At 65.4% G+C, this 231-nt stretch carries 1 pseudogene; it reads right to left on the bottom strand.

Annotated elements, in window-relative coordinates:
• Positions 1-231 (bottom strand): annotated as a pseudogene (locus tag FMEAI12_RS38915) (integrase); the annotation flags it as partial.

Genomic DNA, 231 nt, shown 5'->3' with positions numbered 1-231 from the left:
CGCTGGCCTGCGGGGCTTGAGGGGGTGTGCTTACCACGTCGATGCCGGCCCCGGCGAAGACAGCGTCGACGGAAGCCGTGAATTTCGTATCGCGGTCACGGAGAAGGAACCGGAACCGGTGGCCACGTTCCTTGAGGTCCATCAGCATGTTCCGTGCCTGCTGGGTGACCCACGCTGCGGTCGGTTGTTTCGTGGCCCCGAGAACATGGACGTGGCGGGTGGCGTGCTCGA

Source organism: Parafrankia sp. Ea1.12 (assembly GCF_900465275.1).
Taxonomy (GTDB): domain Bacteria; phylum Actinomycetota; class Actinomycetes; order Frankiales; family Frankiaceae; genus Parafrankia; species Parafrankia soli.
This window is presented reverse-complemented; position numbering and strand designations above follow the sequence as displayed.